Source organism: Enterobacter sp. LM3 (assembly GCF_046622475.1).
Classification (GTDB): domain Bacteria; phylum Pseudomonadota; class Gammaproteobacteria; order Enterobacterales; family Enterobacteriaceae; genus Enterobacter; species Enterobacter cloacae_P.
The window spans coordinates 186083-210360 of sequence record NZ_JBJURN010000004.1; the positions used below are offsets into that span (position 1 = coordinate 186083).

20 protein-coding genes are annotated in these 24278 nt (G+C 54.9%); 10 read left to right on the forward strand and 10 right to left on the reverse strand.

Going from position 1 to position 24278, the window contains the following annotated elements; translation table 11 throughout:
• Window positions 1-97 precede the first annotated feature (97 nt).
• The 8 genes from cysA to ACJ9N4_RS07000 all read right to left on the reverse strand — a co-directional run bounded on the left by cysA (window position 98) and on the right by ACJ9N4_RS07000 (window position 6567).
• Window positions 98-1192, reverse strand: a complete 1095-nt coding sequence (cysA, locus tag ACJ9N4_RS06965; RefSeq protein WP_182272208.1) for a sulfate/thiosulfate ABC transporter ATP-binding protein CysA — start codon at window positions 1190-1192, stop codon at window positions 98-100.
• The gene (gene cysW, locus ACJ9N4_RS06970; protein WP_182272209.1) at window positions 1182-2057 is read right to left on the reverse strand and encodes a sulfate/thiosulfate ABC transporter permease CysW; all 876 of its coding nucleotides are present in this window, start codon (window positions 2055-2057) and stop codon (window positions 1182-1184) included. The genes cysA and cysW overlap by 11 nt, the downstream gene beginning before the upstream one ends.
• Window positions 2057-2890: a sulfate/thiosulfate ABC transporter permease CysT gene (gene cysT / locus ACJ9N4_RS06975; protein WP_182272210.1), complete on the reverse strand. Its 834-nt coding sequence runs from the start codon at window positions 2888-2890 to the stop codon at window positions 2057-2059. The genes cysW and cysT overlap by 1 nt, the downstream gene beginning before the upstream one ends.
• Window positions 2890-3903 carry a sulfate ABC transporter substrate-binding protein gene (locus ACJ9N4_RS06980; RefSeq protein ID WP_411500363.1) on the reverse strand — a complete coding sequence of 338 codons (1014 nt, stop codon included), beginning with the start codon at window positions 3901-3903 and terminating at the stop codon, window positions 2890-2892. Before ACJ9N4_RS06980 ends, cysT begins: the two co-directional genes overlap by 1 nt.
• A 172-nt stretch (window positions 3904-4075) precedes the next feature.
• The gene (locus tag ACJ9N4_RS06985; protein WP_182918740.1) at window positions 4076-4975 is read right to left on the reverse strand and encodes a Dyp-type peroxidase; all 900 of its coding nucleotides are present in this window, start codon (window positions 4973-4975) and stop codon (window positions 4076-4078) included.
• Window positions 4976-5067: 92 nt separating this feature from the next.
• Window positions 5068-5643: an RpoE-regulated lipoprotein gene (locus tag ACJ9N4_RS06990; protein ID WP_182918741.1), complete on the reverse strand. Its 576-nt coding sequence runs from the start codon at window positions 5641-5643 to the stop codon at window positions 5068-5070.
• 62 nt (window positions 5644-5705) lie between these two features.
• Window positions 5706-6155: a DUF2919 domain-containing protein gene (locus ACJ9N4_RS06995; RefSeq protein ID WP_182272214.1), complete on the reverse strand. Its 450-nt coding sequence runs from the start codon at window positions 6153-6155 to the stop codon at window positions 5706-5708.
• Window positions 6142-6567 (reverse strand): GNAT family acetyltransferase, encoded by a 426-nt coding sequence (locus tag ACJ9N4_RS07000; RefSeq protein ID WP_023308738.1) that lies wholly within the window; start codon window positions 6565-6567, stop codon window positions 6142-6144. Before ACJ9N4_RS07000 ends, ACJ9N4_RS06995 begins: the two co-directional genes overlap by 14 nt.
• 213 nt (window positions 6568-6780) lie before the next feature.
• On the opposite strand from ACJ9N4_RS07000, the gene amiA reads away from it, so the two are divergent.
• Both amiA and hemF read left to right on the forward strand, forming a co-directional pair.
• Entirely contained in the window at window positions 6781-7656 is an 876-nt protein-coding gene (amiA, locus tag ACJ9N4_RS07005; protein WP_182918742.1) for an N-acetylmuramoyl-L-alanine amidase AmiA, read from the forward strand.
• On the forward strand, window positions 7656-8555 hold the full coding sequence (hemF, locus tag ACJ9N4_RS07010) for an oxygen-dependent coproporphyrinogen oxidase (RefSeq protein ID WP_196390321.1): 900 nt from the start codon (window positions 7656-7658) through the stop codon (window positions 8553-8555). The genes amiA and hemF overlap by 1 nt, the downstream gene beginning before the upstream one ends.
• Window positions 8556-8598: 43 nt before the next feature.
• Here hemF and maeB read toward each other — a convergent pair whose 3' ends face one another.
• Entirely contained in the window at window positions 8599-10878 is a 2280-nt protein-coding gene (maeB, locus tag ACJ9N4_RS07015) for an NADP-dependent oxaloacetate-decarboxylating malate dehydrogenase (protein ID WP_182918744.1), read from the reverse strand.
• A 293-nt stretch (window positions 10879-11171) separates the two neighbouring features.
• Between maeB and tal the strand changes: the two genes are divergently transcribed.
• The gene (gene tal / locus ACJ9N4_RS07020; RefSeq protein WP_182918745.1) at window positions 11172-12122 is read left to right on the forward strand and encodes a transaldolase; all 951 of its coding nucleotides are present in this window, start codon (window positions 11172-11174) and stop codon (window positions 12120-12122) included.
• 19 nt (window positions 12123-12141) lie between these two features.
• On the forward strand, window positions 12142-14130 hold the full coding sequence (tkt, locus tag ACJ9N4_RS07025; RefSeq protein WP_182918746.1) for a transketolase: 1989 nt from the start codon (window positions 12142-12144) through the stop codon (window positions 14128-14130).
• A 55-nt stretch (window positions 14131-14185) separates the two neighbouring features.
• Here the strand turns inward: tkt and ACJ9N4_RS07030 are convergent, their stop codons facing one another.
• On the reverse strand, window positions 14186-14518 hold the full coding sequence (locus ACJ9N4_RS07030) for a tRNA-binding protein (RefSeq protein ID WP_182918747.1): 333 nt from the start codon (window positions 14516-14518) through the stop codon (window positions 14186-14188).
• A 137-nt stretch (window positions 14519-14655) separates the two neighbouring features.
• Here ACJ9N4_RS07030 and ebgR point away from each other — a divergent pair, with 137 nt between their 5' ends.
• The 6 genes from ebgR to ygjK all read left to right on the forward strand — a co-directional run bounded on the left by ebgR (window position 14656) and on the right by ygjK (window position 24274).
• Window positions 14656-15639 carry a transcriptional regulator EbgR gene (gene ebgR, locus ACJ9N4_RS07035; protein ID WP_182272221.1) on the forward strand — a complete coding sequence of 328 codons (984 nt, stop codon included), beginning with the start codon at window positions 14656-14658 and terminating at the stop codon, window positions 15637-15639.
• A 146-nt stretch (window positions 15640-15785) separates the two neighbouring features.
• Entirely contained in the window at window positions 15786-18869 is a 3084-nt protein-coding gene (gene ebgA, locus ACJ9N4_RS07040) for a beta-galactosidase subunit alpha (protein ID WP_182918748.1), read from the forward strand.
• A complete protein-coding gene (locus tag ACJ9N4_RS07045) occupies window positions 18866-19315 on the forward strand; it encodes a beta-galactosidase subunit beta (RefSeq protein ID WP_182918749.1) in 450 nt (149 codons plus the stop codon). Before ebgA ends, ACJ9N4_RS07045 begins: the two co-directional genes overlap by 4 nt.
• Before the next feature lie 56 nt (window positions 19316-19371).
• Entirely contained in the window at window positions 19372-20808 is a 1437-nt protein-coding gene (locus ACJ9N4_RS07050) for an amino acid permease (RefSeq protein WP_182272224.1), read from the forward strand.
• A 38-nt stretch (window positions 20809-20846) separates the two neighbouring features.
• A complete protein-coding gene (gene ygjJ, locus ACJ9N4_RS07055; RefSeq protein WP_182272225.1) occupies window positions 20847-21905 on the forward strand; it encodes a protein YgjJ in 1059 nt (352 codons plus the stop codon).
• 17 nt (window positions 21906-21922) lie between these two features.
• On the forward strand, window positions 21923-24274 hold the full coding sequence (gene ygjK / locus ACJ9N4_RS07060) for an alpha-glucosidase (protein WP_182918750.1): 2352 nt from the start codon (window positions 21923-21925) through the stop codon (window positions 24272-24274).
• Window positions 24275-24278: the final 4 nt, after the last annotated feature.

Here is a 24278-nt window from a genome sequence, read left to right on the forward strand (position 1 = left end):
CCGGGTGACGCGCAGCGATCCCGGCCTACAAGACACTGTAATAACTGTAGGCCCGGTAAGCGCAGCGTCACCGGGCGATAAACTACGCAATAACCTATCAGGCTGACTCTGCCAGAGCAATATCCTCACGCGTCTCGATACGCTCATTGCCGTGGTAAATACGGGCGTGCTGCAGGCCAACAAACAGGCGCTCACCGCGGTACGGGGCCTCTTCGTCGCGCATAACCACGGTCAGCGGCTCGGTATACCAGCCCAGCGGTTGTACCACCAATTGGGTGTAGTGACCTTTAGGGCTAGCTTCCAGCACCTGAACCGGCAACGGTGAATCCAGGCTGGTGCGACGGCTGACGTCCACTTCCCACGGACGCAGGAACAGATCGACAGCCCCCTGGTGCGCGGAGGTGTAGCCCAGCGGCCAGCGGTGCGCGCCCACGTGGAATTGTCCACCGCGAATGGTGCCCTGCAGACGGTTCACTTCCCCCATAAACTCCAGTACAAAGCGGGTCGCCGGTTCGCGCCAGAGCTGTTCTGGCTCATCAACCTGCTCAATATTTCCCTGGCTCATCACCACCACGCGGTCAGCGACTTCCATTGCCTCTTCCTGATCGTGGGTTACGAAAACGCTGGTGAACTGCAGTTCTTCATGGAGCTGACGCAGCCAGCGGCGCAGCTCTTTACGCACCTGCGCATCCAGCGCGCCAAACGGCTCATCCAGCAGCAGGATTTGCGGCTCAACGGCCAGGGCACGCGCCAGCGCAACGCGCTGCTTCTGCCCGCCGGAAAGCTGCGCCGGGAAGCGGTCAGCCAGGTGAGCAAGCTGCACCATCTCCAGCAGTTTGGTCACCTTCGCTTTAATAGTGGCAGTATCCGGACGCTCACGGCGCGGCAGCACGGTCAGGCCAAACGCGATGTTATCGAACACGGTCATATGGCGGAACAGTGCGTAATGCTGGAACACAAAGCCCACCTTACGATCGCGGGCATGAAGACGACTGACGTCGGTACCGTGAAAACGGATGTGCCCGCTGGTCTGATGCTCAAGCCCGGCGATAATACGCAACAGCGTGGTTTTACCGGAGCCAGACGGCCCCAGCAGCGCCACCATTTGTCCGGAGGGGATATCCAGCGAGATATCATTCAGCACCTGGGTGCGACCAAAAGACTTCTTAATATTGGCAATCTCAATGCTCATGATTTCCCTCCTGGTGCTGACGTTTTTCCTGATTCTCTAAACGCCACTGCACCACACTCTTTAAAAACAGGGTCAAAATCGCCATCAGCGTCAGTAACGCAGCGGCAGTAAAGGAACCGACGGTGTTGTAGTCCTGTTCCAGTAATTCAATCTGTAACGGCAGCGACAACGTCTCGCCGCGAATCGAGCCAGAGACCACCGACACCGCGCCGAATTCACCAATCGCACGGGCGTTGGTCAAGACCACGCCGTAGAGCAGTGCCCAGCGAATGTTCGGCAGCGTCACGCGGCGGAACATCTGCCAGCCGGACGCCCCCAGCAGAACCGCCGCCTCGTCTTCGTTGCTACCCTGGCTTAACATCACCGGCACCAGTTCGCGCACCACAAACGGACAGGTGACAAACACCGTCACCAGCACCATCCCCGGCCAGGCGAACATAATCTGCAGGTTGTGCTCATCCAGCCAGCCACCCAGCGGGCCGTTGGATCCGTAAAACAGCAGGTAAACCAGACCGGCAACCACCGGTGACACGGCAAACGGAATATCCAGCAGGGTCAACAACAGCTGGCGGCCAGGGAAGTTAAAGCGCGTCACCAGCCAGGCCAGCAGCGTCCCGAACACCAGGTTGACCGGGACGGTAATCAGCGCAATCAGTACCGTCAGCCAGATGGCGTGCAGCATGTCCGGGTTGGCGAGATTTTCCAGCGCCGGCATCAGCCCTTTGCTGAACGCCTGAACAAAGATGTAAACCATTGGCACGACAAGGATGAAGGCGGATACCAGCACGCCCGTACCAATCAGAACCCATTTTCCCCAGTTAATGCGGGGAGCGTCATAGCGCTTCAATTGAGTAACTTCCGCCATCAGTGACCTACCACGCGTCGACCAAAGCGACTTTGCAGAGTGTTAATCGAGAACAACAGCAGCAGCGATGCAGCGAGGATCACCGAAGCGATGGCACTCGCCGCCGGATAATCAAACTCCTGCAAACGCACAAAAATCATCAGCGAGGTCACTTCTGTTTTCCACGCGATATTCCCGGCGATAAAGATAATTGCGCCGAACTCACCGAGGCTACGGGTAAACGACAGCGCCACGCCCGCCAGCAGTGCCGGAGACAGTTCCGGCAGCACGACCTTGCGGAAGCTCTGCCAGCGCGTGGCACCCAGCGTTTCCGCGGCTTCTTCATATTCCGGGCCTAACTCTTCCAGCACCGGTTGTACGGTACGAACCACAAACGGGATGCTGGTAAAGGCCATCGCCACCGCGATACCGAGCCAGGTATAAGTCACTTTGATATCAAACTTCGCCAGCCACTCGCCGTAAAACCCGTTCACGGAGAAGAGCGAGGCCAGCGTTAAACCGGCGACGGCAGTGGGCAGAGCAAACGGCAGATCCATTAACGCGTCGAGCAGCGTACGGCCAGGGAAGCGATAGCGGGTTAAGATCCACGCCATCAGCAGGCCGAACACACCGTTGAAAACCGAGGCCACAAACGCCGACAGTAGCGTCACTTTATAGGCCGCCACCACCTGTGGGTTGGTAACGACTTCCCAGTACTGCGACCAGCTCATCTGCGCGAGCTGCATCACCAGCGCACTGAGCGGTAACAGCAAAATCAGGCAGACAAACAGCAGGCTGGTTCCGAGGCTTAAGGTAAAGCCCGGCAGCACGCGTCGTGTGGATACTGCAAACATTACTTACGCCCCGCCGCCAGCAATTTGTCTAACTCGCCGCCGCTGGCAAAATGCGTTTTCATCACATCAGGCCAGGAGCCGAAATGGTCTTCCACGCGAAACAGCCCGGTCGGCGGGAATTTATCTTTCAGTTTGTTCATGACGTCCGGGTTGTTCACGCGGTAGTAGTAATCAGTGATCACGGTCTGCGCCTGCGGGCTGTACAGATAGTTGAGGTAGGCTTTCGCCGCCTTCTCTGTACCGTTGGCCTGGACATTTTTATCTACCCATGCCACCGGGAACTCGGCCAGAATGTTGGTTTTCGGGATCACAACCTCAAAGCCCTGCGCTTCATACTGTTTGCGGATGTTATTCACTTCCGATTCAAAGCTAATCAGCACATCGCCCAGACCCCGTTCTGCGAAAGTCGTCGTCGCACCGCGACCACCGGTATCAAACACTTCGACGTTTTTCAGGAACTGAGTCATAAACTGTTCAGTTTTCGCTTTGTCGTTACCGTCAGCTTTGTCTGCCGCGCCCCACGCAGCTAAATAGGTATAGCGCGCGTTACCGGAGGTTTTCGGGTTCGGGAAAATCAGCTTCACGTCAGAACGCACGAGGTCGTTCCAGTCGTGAATATTTTTCGGGTTGCCCTTACGTACCAGGAAGCCCATCGTGGAGTAGAACGGCGAACTGTTGTTCGGCAGACGGCTCTGCCAGTCAGCAGGGAGCAGCTTGCCTTTGTCGTGCAGGATCTGCACATCGGTTACCTGGTTATAGGTCACCACATCCGCCTTCAGCCCCTGAAGGATTGCCAGCGCTTGCTTAGACGACCCGGCGTGAGACTGTTTGATGGTCAGCGTGTCGCCATTGTTCTCTTTTGCCCACTGCTGTTCAAACGGCGGGTTGAGGGCGGCAAACAGCTCGCGGGATACATCATAGGAACTGTTCAGCAGCTCAGTTGCCTGCGCCTGTGCTACCAGCAGTAAACCCGCCAGCGCCAGAGATCCTTTTTTCAGTACAGTAACGGCCATTGCGCACCCTTATAAATGTGATGACTATCTTATAGTCATAATATTTATAACGAGGACGAAAGGAGTAACGGTTTTATATACCGTTTGGTGATTTAGAAGCAGAAAAGAGAATAAGGGTGCGGCCTGTTGCCCGCACCCCAACCCTCTCCCACCGGGAGAGGGAGAAAGGCAATTACAGCGTCAGCAGACGCTCAACGGACGGAGCGAAGTAGTAACCACCGGTCACCGGTTTGGTGAAGCGCAGCATCGCATCACGCTTGCCGTCGGTATCACCGAACATGCTCAGCAGCTGTTGTTCAATGTTATACAGACGCGCGCAGTAGGCGCAGAAATAGAGGCCATGAGTACCGCTTGCCGTGCCATACGGCAGGCTCTGGCGGACAATCTTCAGCCCTTTGCCGTTTTCCTTGAGGTCAACGCGGGTCAGGTGAGAGGTTGCCGGACGCTCGTCGCCGTCGATCTCTTCGTTGGCTTCTTTGGTTCGGCCGATCATCATCTCCTGGTCGTGCACGCTCATGCGGCTAAGCTGATTGAGGTTGTGCTCCCAGCGCTGGACGAACACGTAGCTGCCGCCCGCATCCACACCGTCTTTAATAACCGCCACTTCACGGCGTGTCTCAATACCTGCCGGGTTTTCAGTCCCGTCGACGAAACCGCTCAGATCGCGCTCTTCTACCCAACGGAAGCCGTGGACCTCTTCCTGCACCTCAATGCTGTCGCCAAAGGCTGAAACCGCCGCCTGAGCAACAGAGAAGTTCACGTCATGACGCAAAGAGAGAATATGGATCAGCACGTCGTACTGGGTTGCCGGAGCCAGACCTTTCCCGTAAGGGATAAAATCTTTCAGCTCTTCCGCCCCTTCACCACCGCTCAGCTGGTGCCAGACAGTATTGCCAAAGGCAACAACGGCCCCCAGTTGGGCGTCAGGGAATTTGGCCTGGAAGGAAGCCAGTTTATCAATAAACACTTTACTGGCCGCACGCAGGGCATCCACGTCCCCTTTGACATTGGCTTCAATCCAAATCGCCGCGCGGCAATGTTCTGGCAAAATGCCACTCTGAACCTGAGACATCGCTCCTCCTGAAATAAAGATGCCACGACAACGTGGCATTGATGGCGGTCATTATACCCTGATTTCAACAAGGCGGCTTGCTCAGGCGCAAATTACTGCTTCCAGATAATTTTACTGATTTTCCAGTTCTTCAGCGTATCGTCAGACGGCATCAACCCTTCCGGGCCGCTCCAGGTTCCGGTGAAAAGGTAGCTGATATGCTGACTACCTTCGGCCTTACATTCCACCGCAACCTTGTTGTCAGAAGGGGCACTGGTGCAGTTGCCGAAGGCCTGTTTATAGAGATCGCTAAACGGTGTGCCCACTTTCACGCCGCCTGCCGTCGGGATATTTTCATCCAGTACCGCAATGCGGTTTACCATGCCTTTGTCACCGTTAATCACCAGCGCCAGCTTGTCGCCCTTCATCGCTTCGAAATAGCGCACGATGTTGCCATTTTCGGTTTTCATGCCGCTTCGCAGACGGTAGTCGCTGCTCAGGGCATCCTGTATGGCGTCCTGATCCAGCGCCGTCGTGGCGGTAATTTTACCCACACCCTGCTCGGTCACTTCCATTGAAGAGCCAAACCAGTTCCACGGATAAGCCGCCGACCAGTTGATCGACGAAAGCGTTGAACAGCCGGTTAATACCAGCGGAAGAGCGCATAAAAGTAAACGCAGCGATTTCATTGAAACGTCCTTTCTTGTTAAATCAACGCTTGTTGGAGTACGGCATCGACAAAAAGTGCCGCTTAATCTGACTCTGGTGTAAAACAGGCGCGCAGACGCGGGTTAGTGAGTAGCCACATCAGCGCCACAATATCCGCCACCACCAGCGCAATACCCATTCCCGTGAGGGGCTCGCCGGACAGCCAGAGCACGGGCTGCCAGCACAGCAGCGCAATTTGCGCGAGAATAAGCAACCCACGCAGCGCCCCCCACAGACGGGGGATCATATGCCGTCGCCCGCTGCACAAAAATGCCAGTACCGCAGGCACACCCGGCAATAACCCCCACCAGAACGCATTGTGATCGGGATAGAAGAGCGTCAGTAATGTATCACCCTGCCCGCGCGACGCCCCCGCCATCACAAACAACACCCAGGTTCGTGCCTGCAACAGCAGCACGCACCAGAATAAAAAAGGCAGCCTGACACGCCCCTGCGCGTCATAGTCTGCCGGATGGATATCAGTATTCTTCATCTTCGATCAAACGCTTGCCCAGGCTCAGCACGTCAGAATGCTCATAGCCCAGGCGTTCATACATGCCCAGCACCACATCGTTATCTTCCCGCACCATGATCTGAATTTTCGGGCAACCACGGGCAATCAGTTTCTTTTCCAGACGATTGAGCAGCGCATTGGCGATACCGCGCCCCCGGTATTCCGGGTGGACACCCAGATAATAGGCCGAGCCACGATGACCGTCATAACCACCCATCACGGTACCGACCACCTCACCGTTGACTTCCGCAACCAGGAACAGACTGACGTCGTGATTAACCTTACGCTCGATGTCCATTTCCGGGTCGTTCCACGGACGCAGCAGATCGCAGCGCTCCCAAAGGGTGATCACCTCTTCGAAATCTTCCTGGCGAAAAACGCGTATCTCCATGGTATTAACCGCCTTTTCGGGTTTAAAAACAGTGATTATGACGCGAACGCCACGTTTATCCAATAATCGGGGAAAATCTCGCCAAAATTTGGCATAATGTCACTTTGTCACGTATTGAAATGAAAAGTAAAACAATTCCCAGGTAAGGATTGTCGTAACGTTAATCGAGATACGATATAACACCAGGATCCCAATTTTTTCAATTCAGGCCGCATGAGCACATTCAAACCATTAAAAGCACTCACATCGCGTCGTCAGGTTCTCAAAGCGGGGCTGGCGGCCTTAACGTTAACAGGCATCGCAAAGCAGGCTCAGGCAAAAGAAGAGAGCACGCTTAAAACCAGTAATGGACACAGCAAACCGAAGGCGAAAAAACCCGGTGCGAAACGCGTTGTCATGCTCGATCCGGGCCACGGCGGCATTGATACCGGTGCGATTGGCAAAAACGGCGCTAAAGAAAAACATGTCGTACTGGCAATTGCAAAAAATGTGCGCGCAATTTTACGCAGCAACGGCATTGACGCCCGTCTGACACGCTCTGGCGACACCTTCATTCCGCTGTATGACCGCGTGGAAATTGCCCACCAGCACGGTGCAGACCTGTTTATGTCGATTCACGCAGACGGCTTTACCAACCCATCGGCGGCGGGTGCATCGGTGTTTGCACTCTCCAACCGCGGGGCCAGTAGCGCGATGGCAAAATATCTCTCCGATCGCGAAAACCGGGCAGATGAAGTGGCCGGGAAAAAAGCCACTGATAAAGATCACCTGTTACAACAGGTACTGTTTGACCTCGTTCAGACGGACACCATTAAAAACAGCCTGACGCTCGGTTCGCACATTCTGAAGAAGATTAAGCCGGTGCACCGACTGCACAGTAAAGGCACCGAACAGGCCGCGTTTGTGGTACTGAAATCGCCGTCGATTCCGTCGGTGCTGGTCGAAACTTCTTTTATTACTAACCCGGAAGAAGAGCGTCTGCTCGGTACCACGGCATTTCGCCAGAAGATCGCCAACGCCATCGCCTCCGGGATAATCAGTTATTTCAACTGGTTCGATAACCAGAAAGCGCACTCCAGGAAACGTTGATGAAACCCAATGCACAACTGGTCAAAACATTCCTGCTGCAGTTGCAGGATGAGATTTGCCAGAAACTGGCCGCCGCAGACGGCGCTGAATTCCAGGAAGATAACTGGCAGCGTGAAGCAGGTGGTGGCGGACGTAGCCGCGTGCTGCGTAACGGCGGCATCTTTGAGCAGGCAGGGGTCAATTTCTCCCACGTTCACGGCGATGCCATGCCCGCCTCCGCCACGGCGCACCGTCCTGAGCTGGCAGGCCGCAGTTTCGAAGCGATGGGCGTTTCTCTGGTCGTACATCCGCATAACCCGTTTGTCCCGACCAGCCACGCCAACGTGCGCTTTTTCATTGCGGAAAAACCGGGAGCCGATCCGGTGTGGTGGTTTGGTGGTGGTTTTGACTTAACACCCTACTATGGCTTTGAAGAGGACGCCGTACACTGGCACACCACCGCGCGCGACCTCTGTCTGCCGTTTGGTGAAGACGTTTACCCAAAATATAAAAAGTGGTGCGATGATTATTTCTATTTGAAGCACCGTGACGAGCAACGTGGTATTGGCGGGCTGTTCTTTGACGATCTGAATACGCCGGATTTTGATACCGCATTCCGCTTTATGCAGGCCGTCGGTCAGGGGTATACCGACGCTTATCTGCCTGTCGTCGAGCGCCGTAAAAACACCGACTACGGCGTACGTGAGCGCGAGTTCCAGCTCTACCGTCGCGGACGCTATGTCGAGTTCAATCTGGTGTGGGATCGCGGCACGTTATTCGGCCTGCAAACGGGCGGACGCACGGAATCGATTCTGATGTCGATGCCGCCGCTGGTACGCTGGGAGTATAATTTCGAGCCAAAAGAAGGCAGCCCGGAGGCTGCCTTAAGTGAGTTTATAAAGGTTCGGGACTGGGTTTAAACACACGTTACCCCTCACCCCTTTTGGGAGAGGGGTAACGAAGTTACAGCGGCTGCGTCTGCGCCTCAACCACTGCCAGTGCCACCATGTTCACGATACGGCGCACGGAAGCAATCGGCGTTAACACGTGAACCGGTTTTGCCACACCCATCAGTACCGGCCCAACGGTGACCCCTTCAGAGCTGGAAACGCGCAGCAGGTTATAGCTGATACGCGCGGCTTCCACGTTCGGCATAATCAGCACGTTCGCTGAGCCTCGCAGCGGGCTGTCCGGCATACGTTCATTACGAATACTTTCTACCAGCGCAGCATCGCCGTGCATCTCACCGTCAATCATCAGCTCCGGCGCACGCTCACGCACCAGCTCCAGCGTCTGACGCATTTTACAGGCCGCCGGTGATTTAGATGAACCAAAGTTCGAGTGCGACAGCAACGCCACTTTCGGCTCGATACCAAAGCGACGCACAGTTTCCGCCGCCATCACGGTGATCTCCGCCAGCTCTTCCGGTGAGGGATCGTCGTTAACGTAGGTATCAGCAATAAAGGTGTTACCGCTTGGCAGCAGCAGCGCGTTCATCGCACCGGCGGTATGCACACCTTCGCGATAGCCGAAGATCTCCTGCACCACGCTGAAATGTTCGTGATAGTCACCAACGGTACCGCAGATCAGGGCATCCGCTTCACCGCGGTGAACCATGATCGCGCCGATCACCGTAGTGTTGCTGATCACAGCCCGCTGAGCCTGCTCCTGGGTGATCCCGCGGCGTTTCATGATGGTGTAGTACTCACTCCAGTACTCTTTGAAGCGTGGATCGGATTCGTTGTTCACGATCTCAAAATCAACGCCCGGCTTGATTTGCAGCCCCAGCTTCTGGATACGCATCTCGATGACGCTCGGACGACCAATCAGGATCGGCTTCGCCAGCCCCAGAGTAATCAGCTCCTGAGTGGCATGCAGCACACGCGCCTCTTCCCCTTCTGCCAGTACCACACGCTTCGCGTCGGTACGTGCCTGAGAGAAGATCGGCTTCATAAACAGGTTGGTTTTGTAGACAAACTCGGTGAGCTTATCGACGTAGGCGTCGAAATCCTGAATTGGACGTGTTGCCACGCCGGAATCCATCGCCGCTTTAGCGACCGCTGGCGCAATTTTTACGATCAGACGCGGGTCGAACGGTTTTGGAATGATGTAATCCGGGCCGAAGCTCAGATCCTGATCGCCATACGCCGAGGCGACCACTTCGCTCTGCTCGGCGTGGGCCAGTTCAGCAATAGCACGAACGGCTGCCAGCTTCATCTCTTCGTTGATAGCCGTCGCACCAACGTCCAGCGCACCGCGGAAGATGAACGGGAAGCAGAGCACGTTGTTCACCTGGTTCGGGTAGTCCGAACGACCAGTACAGATAATGGCATCTTCACGCACCGCTTTAGCCAGCGGCGGCAGAATTTCCGGTTCAGGGTTAGCCAGTGCCAGAATCATTGGCGCACGCGCCATTTTCTGCACCATTGACTGAGTCAACACTTTCGGGCCAGAACAGCCGAGGAAGATGTCCGCGCCGTCAATCACGTCGTCCAGCGTACGCTTGCCGTCGTCTTCCACCGCGTAGGCCGCTTTGGTTTCCGCCATGTTCGGCTCGCGGCCTTTATAAATAACGCCTTTGGAGTCACAGACCACAATATTGTGTTTCTGCATCCCAAGCGCCACCAGCAGGTTCATACAGGCGATAGCCGCCGCACCCGCACCGGACACCACCATGCGCACGTCAGAGAGATTTTTCTCCACCACCCGCAGGCCGTTCAGAATGGCCGCCGTGCTGATAATCGCCGTACCGTGCTGGTCATCATGGAACACGGGAATGTTCATACGTTCACGCAGTTTCTGCTCAATGTAAAAACATTCCGGCGCTTTGATGTCTTCGAGGTTAATACCGCCAAACGTTGGCTCCAGAGCGGCCACCACGTCGATGAATTTGTCGGGATTGAGCTCATCCACCTCGATATCAAACACGTCAATACCGGCGAATTTTTTGAACAGAACGCCCTTCCCTTCCATAACCGGCTTACCGGCCAGTGCGCCGATGTTACCTAAGCCCAGCACCGCCGTGCCGTTAGAAATAACCGCCACCAGGTTGCCGCGCGCGGTGTATTTGTAGGCTGCCAGCGGATCTTTTTCGATTTCAAGGCAAGGAGCCGCCACGCCTGGCGAATAGGCCAGCGCCAGATCGCGCTGGGTTGCCAGCGGTTTAGTTGGGGAAACCTGAATTTTGCCCGGGACAGGAAACTCGTGAAAATCGAGGGCACTTTGCTTCAACTGCTCATCCATCTTGTTATTCCTTTCACGTTTCGGTCAAAAAGGGTGATGTTTACGATCCTGATGCCACACCCTGGGGTGCCACATAGTATCGCCGCAGGCAGCCTCACAAACTTTGAAGGCCGCCAAACTCTCACCATTGCAGCACAAAAATTGTTATCAATTTATAACTGGCATGTTACCCGTCTCAGGGCGCAATGCCTCCCCCGTCTGCTATGCTTTTTTTGTTAAGTCCATCATGCATTTTTCAGAAGTGTGAACTAACGCACTCGGGTAAGTCTTTTATTTCCATGGAGTAATTACTTATGAACCAACTAGATGGCATCAAACAATTCACCACCGTGGTCGCCGACAGCGGCGATATTGAGTCGATTCGTCACTATCAGCCTGAAGATGCGACCACGAACCCCTCGCTGCTGCTCAAAGCGGCAGGGCTTGCTCATTTTAGTCATCTGATTGATGACGCCATTGCCTACGGTAAACAGCGCGGGAAAACACAGGAGCAGAAGGTCATCGAGGCCAGCGACAAACTGGCCGTTAATTTCGGTACCGAAATTCTGAAAAGCATTCCGGGACGCGTGTCGACTGAAGTCGATGCTCGCCTCTCCTTTGATAAAGAAAAGAGCATCAGCAAAGCCCGTCATCTTGTCGAACTCTACCAGGAGCAGGGTATTGATAAGTCACGCATTCTGATTAAGCTCGCCTCAACCTGGGAAGGAATTCGCGCCGCAGAAATCCTGGAAAAAGAGGGTATCCACTGCAACCTGACGCTGCTGTTCTCGTTTGCTCAGGCTCGCGCCTGCGCGGAAGCGGGCGTGTTCCTCGTCTCACCTTTTGTCGGACGTATCTACGACTGGTATCAGGCTAAACAGCCTATGGATCCGTATGTGGTGGATGAAGACCCCGGCGTAAAATCGGTTCGCAATATCTACGACTACTTCAAACTGCACCGCTATAACACCATCGTAATGGGAGCCAGCTTCCGTCGTACCGAGCAAATCCTGGCGCTGGCAGGCTGTGACCGCCTGACTATCTCCCCTAACCTGCTCAAAGAGTTGCAGGAAAAAGAAGAGACGGTGGTGCGCAAGCTGGTGCCCTCCTCAACCGTGCTCCCGAAACCCAAAGCCATGACCGAAGCGGAGTTCCGCTGGGAGCACAATCAGGACGCGATGGCCGTGGATAAACTGGCGGAAGGCATCCGCCTGTTCGCCGTCGACCAGCGCAAACTGGAAGATCTTCTCGCCGCCAAACTTTAACCTTGCCACGGAGTGAACTATGTCCCGTAAAGAGCTTGCCAATGCCATTCGCGCCCTCAGCATGGATGCCGTGCAAAAAGCCAATTCCGGCCATCCTGGCGCACCGATGGGCATGGCAGATATTGCCGAAGTGTTGTGGAACGACTTTCTGAAGCACAACCCGAACGATCCCACCTGGTACGACCGTGACCGTTTTATTCTCTCCAATGGTCACGCGTCAATGCTGCTCTACAGCCTGCTACACCTGTCCGGTTATGACCTTCCTCTTGAAGAGCTAAAAAACTTCCGCCAGCTACATTCGAAAACACCAGGCCACCCGGAGATCGGCTATACGCCGGGCGTTGAAACGACCACCGGACCGCTCGGCCAGGGGTTAGCGAATGCGGTTGGAATGGCGATTGCCGAACGCACGCTGGGCGCACAGTTCAACCAGCCAGGGCACGACATTGTCGATCACTACACGTACGTGTTTATGGGCGACGGCTGTCTGATGGAGGGGATTTCGCACGAGGTATGTTCTCTTGCGGGCACGCTGGGGCTGGGCAAGCTGATCGGTTTTTACGATCACAATGGCATCTCCATCGACGGGGAAACCGAAGGCTGGTTTACCGACGATACAGCAAAACGGTTTGAGGCGTATCACTGGCACGTGGTGCATGACATTGATGGTCACGATCCTGACGCGGTGAAAAAAGCGATTCTTGAGGCACAAAGCGTGAAGGACAAACCGTCGCTGATTATCTGCCGCACGGTAATTGGTTTCGGCTCACCGAACAAGGCGGGTAAAGAAGAAGCGCACGGCGCAGCGCTGGGTGAAGAGGAAGTGGCGCTGACCCGGCTGAAACTGGGCTGGAAATATCCCGCTTTTGAGATCCCAAAAGAGATCTACAGAGCGTGGGATGCCCGTGAAGAAGGTGAAAAGGTTCAGCACGCCTGGAACGAGAAATTTGCCGCCTACAAAAAAGCACACCCGGATTTGGCCGCCGAATTTTCCCGCCGCATGAGCGGAGGGTTGCCGGAGGACTGGGCAGCGAAAACCCAGGCGCTGATTGAAAATCTGCAGTCCAGCCCGGCAAAAATTGCCACCCGTAAGGCGTCACAAAACACGCTGAACGCCATCGGGCCAATCCTGCCCGAACTGCTGGGCGGCTCGGCAGATCTGGCTCCCAGCAACCTGACTATCTGGTCTGGCTCGAAATCCCTGACGGAAAATAGTGCCGGGAATTATATCCATTACGGCGTGCGTGAGTTTGGGATGACCGCCATTGCCAACGGTATCGCCCACCACGGTGGTTTTGTACCTTATACCGCCACCTTCCTGATGTTTGTGGAGTATGCCCGTAACGCAGCGCGTATGGCGGCGTTAATGAAAGCGCGGCAAATTATGGTCTACACCCACGATTCGATTGGTCTGGGCGAAGATGGCCCGACGCACCAGGCGGTCGAGCAGCTGGCAAGCCTGCGTCTGACGCCTAATTTCAGCACCTGGCGTCCGTGCGATCAGGTCGAAGCGGCAGTGGGCTGGAAACTGGCGGTTGAGCGCCACAGCGGGCCAACGGCGCTGATCCTGTCGCGTCAGAACCTGACGCAGATGGAACGCACGCCGGAGCAGGTCAAAAACATCGCCCGTGGCGGGTACATCCTGAAAGACAGCGGCGGCAAACCGGACGTCATTCTGATTGCCACCGGTTCTGAAGTGGAAATCACGGTGAAAGCGGCGGAGAAACTGACCGCCGAAGGTCACACCGTGCGCGTGGTTTCCCTGCCTTCAACCGATATTTTTGACGCCCAGGACGAGGCCTACCGTGAATCGGTTTTACCCGCAAACGTCGCGGCTCGCGTGGCGGTTGAGGCCGGTATTGCCGACTACTGGTATAAATATGTCGGGCTGAAAGGCGCGATTGTCGGGATGCGGGGTTACGGTGAATCGGCTCCTGCCGATAAATTGTTCCCGTATTTTGGCTTTACCGTTGAGAACGTGGTTGAGCAAGCATTGAGCATTATGTAACACCGGAACTGTCGTTTTGCAGGCCGGGTAAGGCGTAGCCTCCACCCGGCTTTTTTTATACCACCCGTACACCAGCCGGCATCACCCGCTCCGGCGTTAACAATACGCTTTCACTGGCATCATCGGTTTCAGCACAGAGCAGCATGCATTCGGAGGTTTCGCCGCGCATTTTGGCCTTGGCCAGATTGCATAACACCACCACGGTTTTCCCCTTCAACTCCTCTTCCCGGTAGTAGGGTACCAGGCTGGTGACGGTTTGCAGCGTTTTACCACCCACCTCTATCTGCGCGATATAGAGCTTGTCGGCATTAGCATGGCGTTTGACGTCCACAATCGTCCCTACACGGATCTCCAGCTTTGCAAAGTCATCGTAGGCTATCGTTTCCATTATCACTCCTTAGTAAAATTTTACTAAATACTAGCACACCATTTGCCCAAGGCAACCGCCGGGAAATTTACTAAAAACAGATGCATGTCCGAACGCATCCTTTACAATGGGATAAAACGTGGGGAATAAGGAAAAACATGGCAACGCTCAAAGACATTGCGACGGAGGCTGGCGTCTCACTGGCAACGGTGTCCCGGGTTCTCAATGACGACCCAACGCTGAATGTAAAAGAAGAGACCAAACACCGCATTCTGGAGATTGCCGAGAAGCTGGAGTACAAGAGCAGCACATCCCGAAAAATGCAGGCAGGTACCACCGGTCAGCAACATATCCTGGCGCTGTACAGCTACCAGCAAGAGCTGGAAATTAACGACCCGTACTACCTTGCCATCCGCCACGGTATCGAGACGCAGTGTGAAAAACTGGGTGTTGAGCTAAGTAACTGCTATGCCTTTGCTACTCTGCCAGACATTAAAAAGCTCACCGGCGTGTTGATTGTCGGCAAACCGTCCCCGGCCATCCGGAGTGCGGCAACCGCGTTGACTGACAACGTCTGCTTTATCGACTTTCACGAACCGGGCAGCGAGTACGATGCCGTAGATATCGACCTCTCACGCATCAGCAAACAGATCATCGATTTCTTTATTGCTCAGGGTGTTAAGCGCATTGGTTTTATCGGTGGTGAAGATGAACCAGGCAAAGCCGATATCCGTGAAGTTGCCTTTGTGGAATATGGCCGCCTGAAAGGGGTCGTATCGGAACAGGACATCTGGCGCGGTGGTTTTTCCAGCTCCTCCGGCTACGGGCTGGCAACAATGATGCTGTCACAGAAAACCTGGCCCTCCGCGCTGTTTGTGGCCTCCGACTCCATTGCCATCGGCGTATTGCGCGCCATCCATGAGAAAGGGCTGGCGATCCCGGAGGATATCTCGCTGATTAGCGTGAACGATATCCCGACCGCTCGCTTCACCTTCCCGCCACTCTCCACCGTGCGTATTCACTCTGAAATGATGGGCAGCCAGGGCGTTAACCTGTTGCTGGAAAAATCCCGCGATGGCCGGGCGCTGCCGCTGCAGGTTTTCGTACCGAGCGTACTGAAACTGCGCGGCACTACACGCTAATTCTCTCCCTTCAAACAGTTTGCCGGGCACGCCCGGCATTTTTTTATTTCGTGATCGGGTTAAAGCAAATCGGCTTTACTGATTTTATTTAGTAAAATTTTTACTAAAATACTCAGCAATGATGTTTTACCCCACAGGGAGATCACATGAATCGCTGGGAAAATATTCAACTCACGCACGAGAACCGGCTCCCGCCGCGTGCGTACTTCTTCGCTTACGATACCGTTGCCCAGGCTCGCACATTTGCCCGCGAAGCCAGTAGCCACTTTCTGTCATTAAGCGGCCAGTGGAATTTTCGCTTTTTCACTCATCCACTGCTGGTGCCCGAAAACTTCACCTCACACTACATGGCGGACTGGGGTGATATTACCGTGCCCGGTATGTGGCAAATGGAAGGCCACGGCCAGCTGCAGTATACCGATGAAGGCTTCCCCTTCCCGGTAGATGTACCGTGGGTACCAACGGATAACCCAACCGGGGCATATCAGCGCTGGTTCACCCTGTCAGACAACTGGCAAGACAAGCAGACCATTATCAAATTTGACGGTGTCGAAACCTACTTCGAAGTCTACGTGAATGGCCGCTACATTGGCTTTAGCAAGGGTAGCCGACTGACCGCTGAGTTTGATATCAGTGACGCGGTTCATGGCGGGCAAAACCTGCTGTGCGTGCGGGTCATGCAGTGGGCAGATTCCACCTATATTGAAGACCAGGACATGTGGTGGACAGCGGGTATTTTCCGCGACGTCTATCTGGTGGGTAAAAAACCGACCCACGTGCGTGATGTGACGGTCAAAACCACCTTCGACGAGGCGTACCAGAACGCCACTCTCTTCTGCCAGCTTGAGTTGGAAAATCTTGCTCCGCAACCTGCCAGCGTATCGCTGGACTATACCCTCTATGACGGTGAGACGGTGCTCCATCAGGGCGTGACCGGCAGCCTGACCATCGGCCGCAGCGGTGAGACATCCTTTAGCATGGAGGTCAGGCAGCCGCAGCAGTGGTCTGCAGAATCACCGTATCTCTACCACCTGGTCATAACATTAAAAGATGAGCACGGACAGACGCTGGAAGTGATCCCGCAGCGTATCGGTTTTCGTGACATCAAGGTGCGTGACGGCCTGTTTTACGTCAATAACCACTACCTGAAGCTGCACGGCGTTAACCGTCACGATAACGATCATCAGAAAGGCCGGGCCGTGGGAATGGATCGCGTTGAGCGCGATCTGATCCTGATGAAGCAACACAACATTAATTCGGTTCGTACCGCCCACTACCCGAACGACCCACGCTTTTATGAACTGTGCGACATCTACGGCCTGTTCGTGATGGCGGAAACGGATGTGGAGTCTCACGGTTTTGCCAACGTCGGTGACCTGAGCCGCATCACCGACGATCCGGCGTGGGAGCATGTCTACGTTGAGCGTATCGAACGCCACATTCATGCGCAGAAAAACCACCCGTCAATCATCATCTGGTCGCTCGGAAATGAGTCTGGCTACGGCTGCAATATCCGCGCGATGGCCCGGGCGGCAAAAGCGCTGGATGACACGCGCCTGCTGCACTACGAAGAAGATCGCGACGCTGAGGTGGTGGATATCATCTCCACCATGTATACCCGCGTGCCGCTGATGAATTTATTCGGTGAATATCCGCATGCCAAACCGCGCATTATCTGCGAATACGCCCATGCAATGGGTAACGGCCCCGGCGGGTTAACCGAGTATCAGAACGTATTCGACCGCCACGACTGCATTCAGGGTCACTATGTCTGGGAGTGGTGTGACCACGGCATTCAGACGGCTGATGCCAGCGGTAACACGTATTACGCCTACGGCGGCGACTTTGGCGATTACCCGAATAACTACAACTTCTGTCTCGACGGACTCATTTACTCCGATCAAACGCCAGGCCCGGGACTGCGCGAATACAAACAGGTTATCGCTCCGGTCAAACTGCGCTGGCAGAACGGTGAGCTGAACATTGAAAACCGCTTCTGGTTCACCACGCTGGATGATTACACCCTGCTTGCCGAAGTGCGTGCTGAAGGTGAAACGCTGCACAGCCAGCCGCTGGTTGTGACCGGGCTGGCACCAGACAGTTCGCGCAGCGTGAGTCTGGACTTGCCTGAACTCGATGAGCGCGAAGCGTTCCTGACCGTGCGCGTCAGCAAAAATAGCCGTACCCGCTATAGCGAAGCGGGACACAACATTGCGGTATACCAGTTCCCGTTAAAAGCGCGCACTGCGCATGCGACGCCGCTGATCAACACCAACGCCACGCCGCTGAAACGGGAAGAAGACCGCCTGAGTTACACCGTGACCGGGCATAACTTCCGCGCGATCTTCTCTAAAGTAACGGGAAAACTCAGTGTCTGGCAGGTTAACGGCGAGGAAAAGATTACCCGCGAACCGAAGATTAACTTCTTCAAGCCGATGATTGATAACCACAAGCAGGAGTATGAAGGGCTGTGGCAACCCAACCATCTGCAGATCATGCAGGAGCATCTGCGTAGTTTCGACGTTGAGCAGCATGACGACGCGGTTTTCATTACCACCCGCACGCTGATTGCCCCGCCGGTGTTTGATTTTGGAATGCGCTGCACCTATCGCTGGCGCATCACCGCCGACGGGCAAATCAACGTTGAGCTGAGCGGTGAACGCTACGGCGATTACCCGCACATCATTCCGTGCATCGGCTTTACGCTCGGCATCAACGGCGAATTTGACCAGGTGAGCTACTACGGACGCGGGCCAGGGGAAAACTACCCCGACAGCCAGCAGGCCAGCACCATCGATCTGTGGCACACCACGGTGGATAAGATGTTCGAAAATTACCCCTTCCCGCAGAACAACGGCAACCGCCAGCAGGTGCGCTGGGCAACGCTTGCCAACCGTCACGGCAGCGGACTTCTGGTGGTGCCTGAGCAACCAATCCACTTTAGCGCATGGCACTACACGGCAGAGAACATCCACGCGGCACAGCACTGCAATGAACTGCATCGTTGCGATGACATTACCCTCAACCTTGACCATCAGGTACTGGGTTTAGGCTCCAACTCCTGGGGAAGCGAAGTGCTCGACTCCTGGCGCGTCTGGTTCAGACCGTTCCGCTACGGGTTCACCCTGCTCCCACTGGACGGTGGACAAGCCGCCTCGCAGGCGCTGGCGCACCATCAGTTTGGCACCGGTTTCTTCTCCATGAATTCGCACAGCGAGGCAGACAAATGATCGTTCTCGACAGCCTGGAACAGTTCCAGCAGCTTTATCGCACGGGCCGCAAGTGGCAGCGCTGCGTAGAGGCCATAAACAACATCGACAATATCCAGCCCGGCGTTGCCCACTCGATTGGCGACTCGCTGGCCTACCGTGTGACCGGTGATGCCAGTACCGACGCATTGTTCGTCGGCCATCGCCGCTACTTCGAGGTGCATTACTACCTGCAGGGAATGCAAAAAATTGAATTCGCCGCAAAAGAAACCCTTCAGCTTGTGGCGTGTTATCGCGATGAAACCGACCGCGAATACCTGAAAGGTGTGGGTCACACCGAACAGGTGCGCGAGGGGCAAATCGTCATTTGTGAGAACCACGAGGCGTATCGCTTCATCAGTGATACGCCTGCAAAAAAAGTCGTCCTCAATGTGACCATCGAAGACGGTTATTTTCATAACAAATAAAAAAGCCAGCGGTGCCAATGAAGCACCGCTATCCTCCTCGTACCCGGAGATATGTTATGTCTGAAGTCACTAAGCGTAATACCATCGGCAAATTCGGCCTGCTGTCGCTGACGTTTGCCGCCGTGTTTAGTTTTAATAACGTCATCAACAACAATATCGAGCTGGGCCTCGCCTCAGCGCCGATGTTCTTTTTAGCCACCCTGTTCTATTTCATTCCGTTCTGCTTAATCATTGCAGAGTTTGTTTCACTGAATAAAAACTCCGAAGCCGGGGTTTACGCCTGGGTGAAAAGTTCGCTGGGTGGACGCTGGGCGTTTATTACCGCCTACACCTACTGGTTTGTTAACCTGTTCTTCTTTACCTCGTTATTACCGCGCGTCATCGCCTACGCCTCTTACGCCTTTTTGGGTTATGAGTACATTCTTACGCCGTTTGCCACCACAGTACTGAGTATGGTGCTGTTCGCCTTCTCCACCTGGGTGTCTACCAACGGGGCGAAAATGCTGGGGCCGATTACCTCCGTCACCTCCACGCTGATGCTATTGCTGACCCTCTCTTATATTCTGCTGGCGGGCGCGGCTCTGATGGGTGGCGTTCAGCCTGCCGACCCTATCACCGTGGATGCGATGATCCCGAACTTCAACTGGGCATTCCTCGGTATTACCACCTGGATATTTATGGCTGCCGGTGGTGCGGAATCCGTTGCGGTATACGTCAATGACGTTAAGGGCGGCTCCAAATCCTTCGTTAAAGTGATCATTCTGGCGGGGATATTCATCGGCGTGCTGTACTCCATCTCCTCGGTGCTGATTAACGTCTTTATCAGCAGCAAAGAGCTGAAATTTACCGGCGGCTCGGTGCAGGTGTTCCACGGTCTGGCGGTATGGTTTGGCCTGCCGGAAGTGCTGATGAACCGCTTTGTCGGGCTGGTTTCCTTTACCGCGATGTTCGGCTCCCTGCTGATGTGGACGGCAACCCCGGTCAAAATTTTCTTCTCTGAAATCCCGACCGGCATTTTTGGCCCCAAAACCGTGGCGCTGAACGAAAACGGCGTACCGGCACGCGCGGCGTGGATCCAGTATCTGATTGTGATCCCGTTAATGATTATCCCGACAATGGGGTCGAATACCGCGCAGGAGCTGATGAACACCGTCATCAACATGACCGCCGCCGCATCAATGCTGCCGCCGCTGTTCATCATGCTGGCGTACCTGAACCTGCGCCGTAAGCTCGATCATCTGCCACGCGATTTCAAAATGGGCTCACGCACCACGGGCATGGTAGTGGTATCGATGCTGATTGTGATTTTTACCATCGGTTTTGTGGCCTCAACCTTCCCGACCGGTGGCAATATTCTGACGATTATTTTCTATAACGTCGGCGGCATTGTTTTATTCCTCGGATTTGCCTGGTGGAAATACAGCAAATACGTAAAAGGATTATCAAAAGAACAACAAGAAATTGAAGCATCACCGGCCTCGAATATTAACTAACACTGAAGGCATGGATTTTTTCTCATTGGGATGAGTGCATGAAAATTAAAGTAAAAACATTTGGGGCACTCGCTGCCCTCTCTTTTTGCTGCCCGTCATTTGCCGCAGAGGAGGCACGACCTGCCGAACACGACGATACCAAAACGCCGGAAATCACCTCTTCGTCATTCCGTTTTTATGGCGAACTGGGTGTCGGCGGATATATGGATTTAGAAGGTAAAGATAAACATAAATACAGCGACGGCACCTATATTGAGGGCGGTCTGGAGATGAAACAGGGGAACTGGTTCGGCCTGATTTACGGTGAAGGCTGGACCGTTCAGGCTGACCATCAGGGCAACGCCTGGGTGCCTGACCACAGCTGGGGCGGTTTTGAAGGCGGGCTCAACCGCTTTTACGGCGGTTATAAAACCGATAACAGTACCGAGATCATGCTCAGTCTGCGGCAGGATTCCTCCCTGGATGACCTGCAATGGTGGGGGGATTTCACCCCCGACCTGGGTTATGTGATCCCCAATACCCGCGACATTATGTACGCGCTCAAGGTGCAAAATCTCTCCGGCGACCTGCGCTATAGCATCACCGCCACGCCTGCCGGGCACCATGACGAGAGCAAGGCATGGCTGCACTTTGGCAAATACGATCGCTATGACGATAAGTACACTTATCCGGCAATGGCGAATGGCTATATCCAGTATGACATTGTGAAAGGTGTCACCTGGATGAACGGCCTTGAAGTCACCGATGGTACCGGCCAGCTCTTTTTAACCGGTGTTTTGTCACCAAACCTGGCCGCACGCGCCTGGCATCATACCGGACGCGCCAGAGGCCAGCATGTCTCCGGCACCGAAACCGGCTATATGCTCAGCGCCATGATTGAGGCGTTAAAAGGCGTGTATCTCTCCACCGCCTACAGCTATGCAAAGCATCGTCCGGACAATGCCACCGATGAAACCACGTCGTTTATGCAGTTTGGTATCTGGTACGAGTACGGCGGTGGACGCTTTGCCACTGCTGCCGACAGCCGCTTCTACATGAAAAATGCCTCCGGCGACCCCAGTGACCAGGTCTTCCTGATGCAATACTTCTACTGGTAAAAAAGGGATCTTCCACCATGAAATTTACATCCGCACTTACGCCACTGGCCTGTGCTCTGGCGCTGAGTTTTTCGGCCCATGCGGCAACCGCAAACGACTTTAAAAACGTCGTCAACCGCACCGGTGCGCCGGAGTATATGCACGATTTCGACTATGACGACCACCAGCGCTTTAATCCCTTTTTCGATTTGGGTGCCTGGCATGGTCATCTGCTGCCAGACGGGCCACACACTCAGGGAGGGTTTCCCGGCGTAGCGCTACTTACCGAAGAGTACATCAACTTTATGGCGACCAATTTTGACCGCCTGAGCGTGTACCAGAACGGCAAAAAAGTGGATTTCACCCTTGAGGCCTGGAGTGTTCCCGGTGCGCTGGTGCAGAAACTGAGCGCGAAAGATGTACAAATAGAGATGACGTTACGCTTTGCCTCCTCCCGCACGTCACTGCTGGAAACCCGTATCACCAGCAAGACACCGCTCGATCTGGTGTGGGACGGCGAACTGCTGGAAAAGCTGGAGGCCAAAGAAGGTAAACCGCTTTCGGATAAAACCATCGACGGAGCATTTCCCGATTATCAGCGCAAAATTGTCACCACCCGCGATGGCCTGAAGGTCACCTTTGGCAAAGTGCGTTCGACGTGGGATCTGCTGACCTCCGGCAGTTCTGAATATCAGGTGCATAAATCATTACCCGTCGAAACCACGGTCGACGGGCATCGTTTTACCAGCCGGGCGCACATTACAGGCAGCACCACGCTGTATACCACCTATTCACATTTGCTGAATGCAGATGAGGTCAAACGCGAACAGCCGCAAATCCGCGATATCCTGGCGCGTCCCGCCTCCTACATTGCCGCCTCACAACAACGCTGGGAGGGCTATCTGCAGAAAGGGCTAACCAACCCGAATGCAACACCGGAACAAACCCGCGTGGCGGTGAAAGCGATTGAAACGCTGAACGGTAACTGGCGCTCGCCTGGCGGCGCGGTACGTTACAACACGGTAACACCATCCGTAACCGGACGCTGGTTCTCCGGTAACCAGACCTGGCCGTGGGATACCTGGAAACAGGCGTTTGCAATGTCGCATTTCAACCCGGATATCGCCAAAGAGAACATCCGCGCGGTCTTCTCGTGGCAAATCAAAGCCGACGATCCTCTGCGCCCGCAGGATGCCGGTTTTGTACCGGATCTTATCGCCTGGAACCTGAGCCCGGAACGCGGTGGCGACGGTGGCAACTGGAACGAGCGCAATACCAAACCGAGCCTGGCGGCCTGGTCAGTGATGGAGGTCTACAACACCACGCACGATAAGGCCTGGCTGGCAGAGATGTATCCAAAACTGGTTGCCTATCATGACTGGTGGCTACGTAACCGGGACCATAACGGCAACGGCGTGCCGGAGTACGGTGCGACACGTGACAAAGCCCATAACACCCCTGACGGTGAAATGCTGTTTACCGTTAAGAAAGGCGATAACGCGGAATCACTCTCTGGTCTGAACAACTACGCCAGGGTGATCGACAAAGGGCATTATGACAGTCTGGAGATCCCGGCGCAGGTTGCCGCCTCGTGGGAATCCGGACGTGACGATGCCGCCGTGTTCGGGTTTATTGATAAAGCACAGCTGGATAAATACGTCGAAAACGGCGGGAAACGCAGCGACTGGACGGTAAAATTCGCGGAAAACCGCAGCAAAGAGGGCAACTTGCTGGGCTATTCGTTACTGCAGGAGTCCGTCGACCAGGCGAGCTATATGTACAGCGACAATCACTATCTGGCGCAAATGGCGAGCCTGCTTGGGAAAGAGCAGGAAGCCAGCCACTATCGCCAGCTGGCGGATAAGCTCGCGACCTATATCAATACCTGTATGTTCGATGCGAAAAGCGGTTTTTACTACGACATTCGCATTGAGGATAAGCCGCTGGAGAACGGCTGCGCGGGCAAACCTATCGTCGAACGCGGTAAGGGGCCGGAAGGCTGGTCGCCGTTGTTTAATGGTGCAGCAACGCAGGAACATGCTGACGCCGTGGTGAAGGTGATGCTGGATCCGCAAGAGTTCAACACATACGTGCCGCTCGGCACGGCCGCGTTGACCAACCCGGCGTTTGGCCCGGATATCTACTGGCGTGGCCGCGTCTGGGTCGACCAGTTCTGGTTTGGATTAAAAGGGATGGAACGCTATGGCTACCGTGAACAGGCACAAACTCTGGCGGAAACCTTCTTTAAGCATGCGAAGGGGTTAACGTCCGATGGCCCAATTCAGGAAAACTACAACCCGCTGACCGGCGCGCAGCAAGGCGCACCTAACTTCTCCTGGAGCGCGGCACATCTGTACATGCTGTATAACGACTTTTTCCGCAAAAACTAACGGG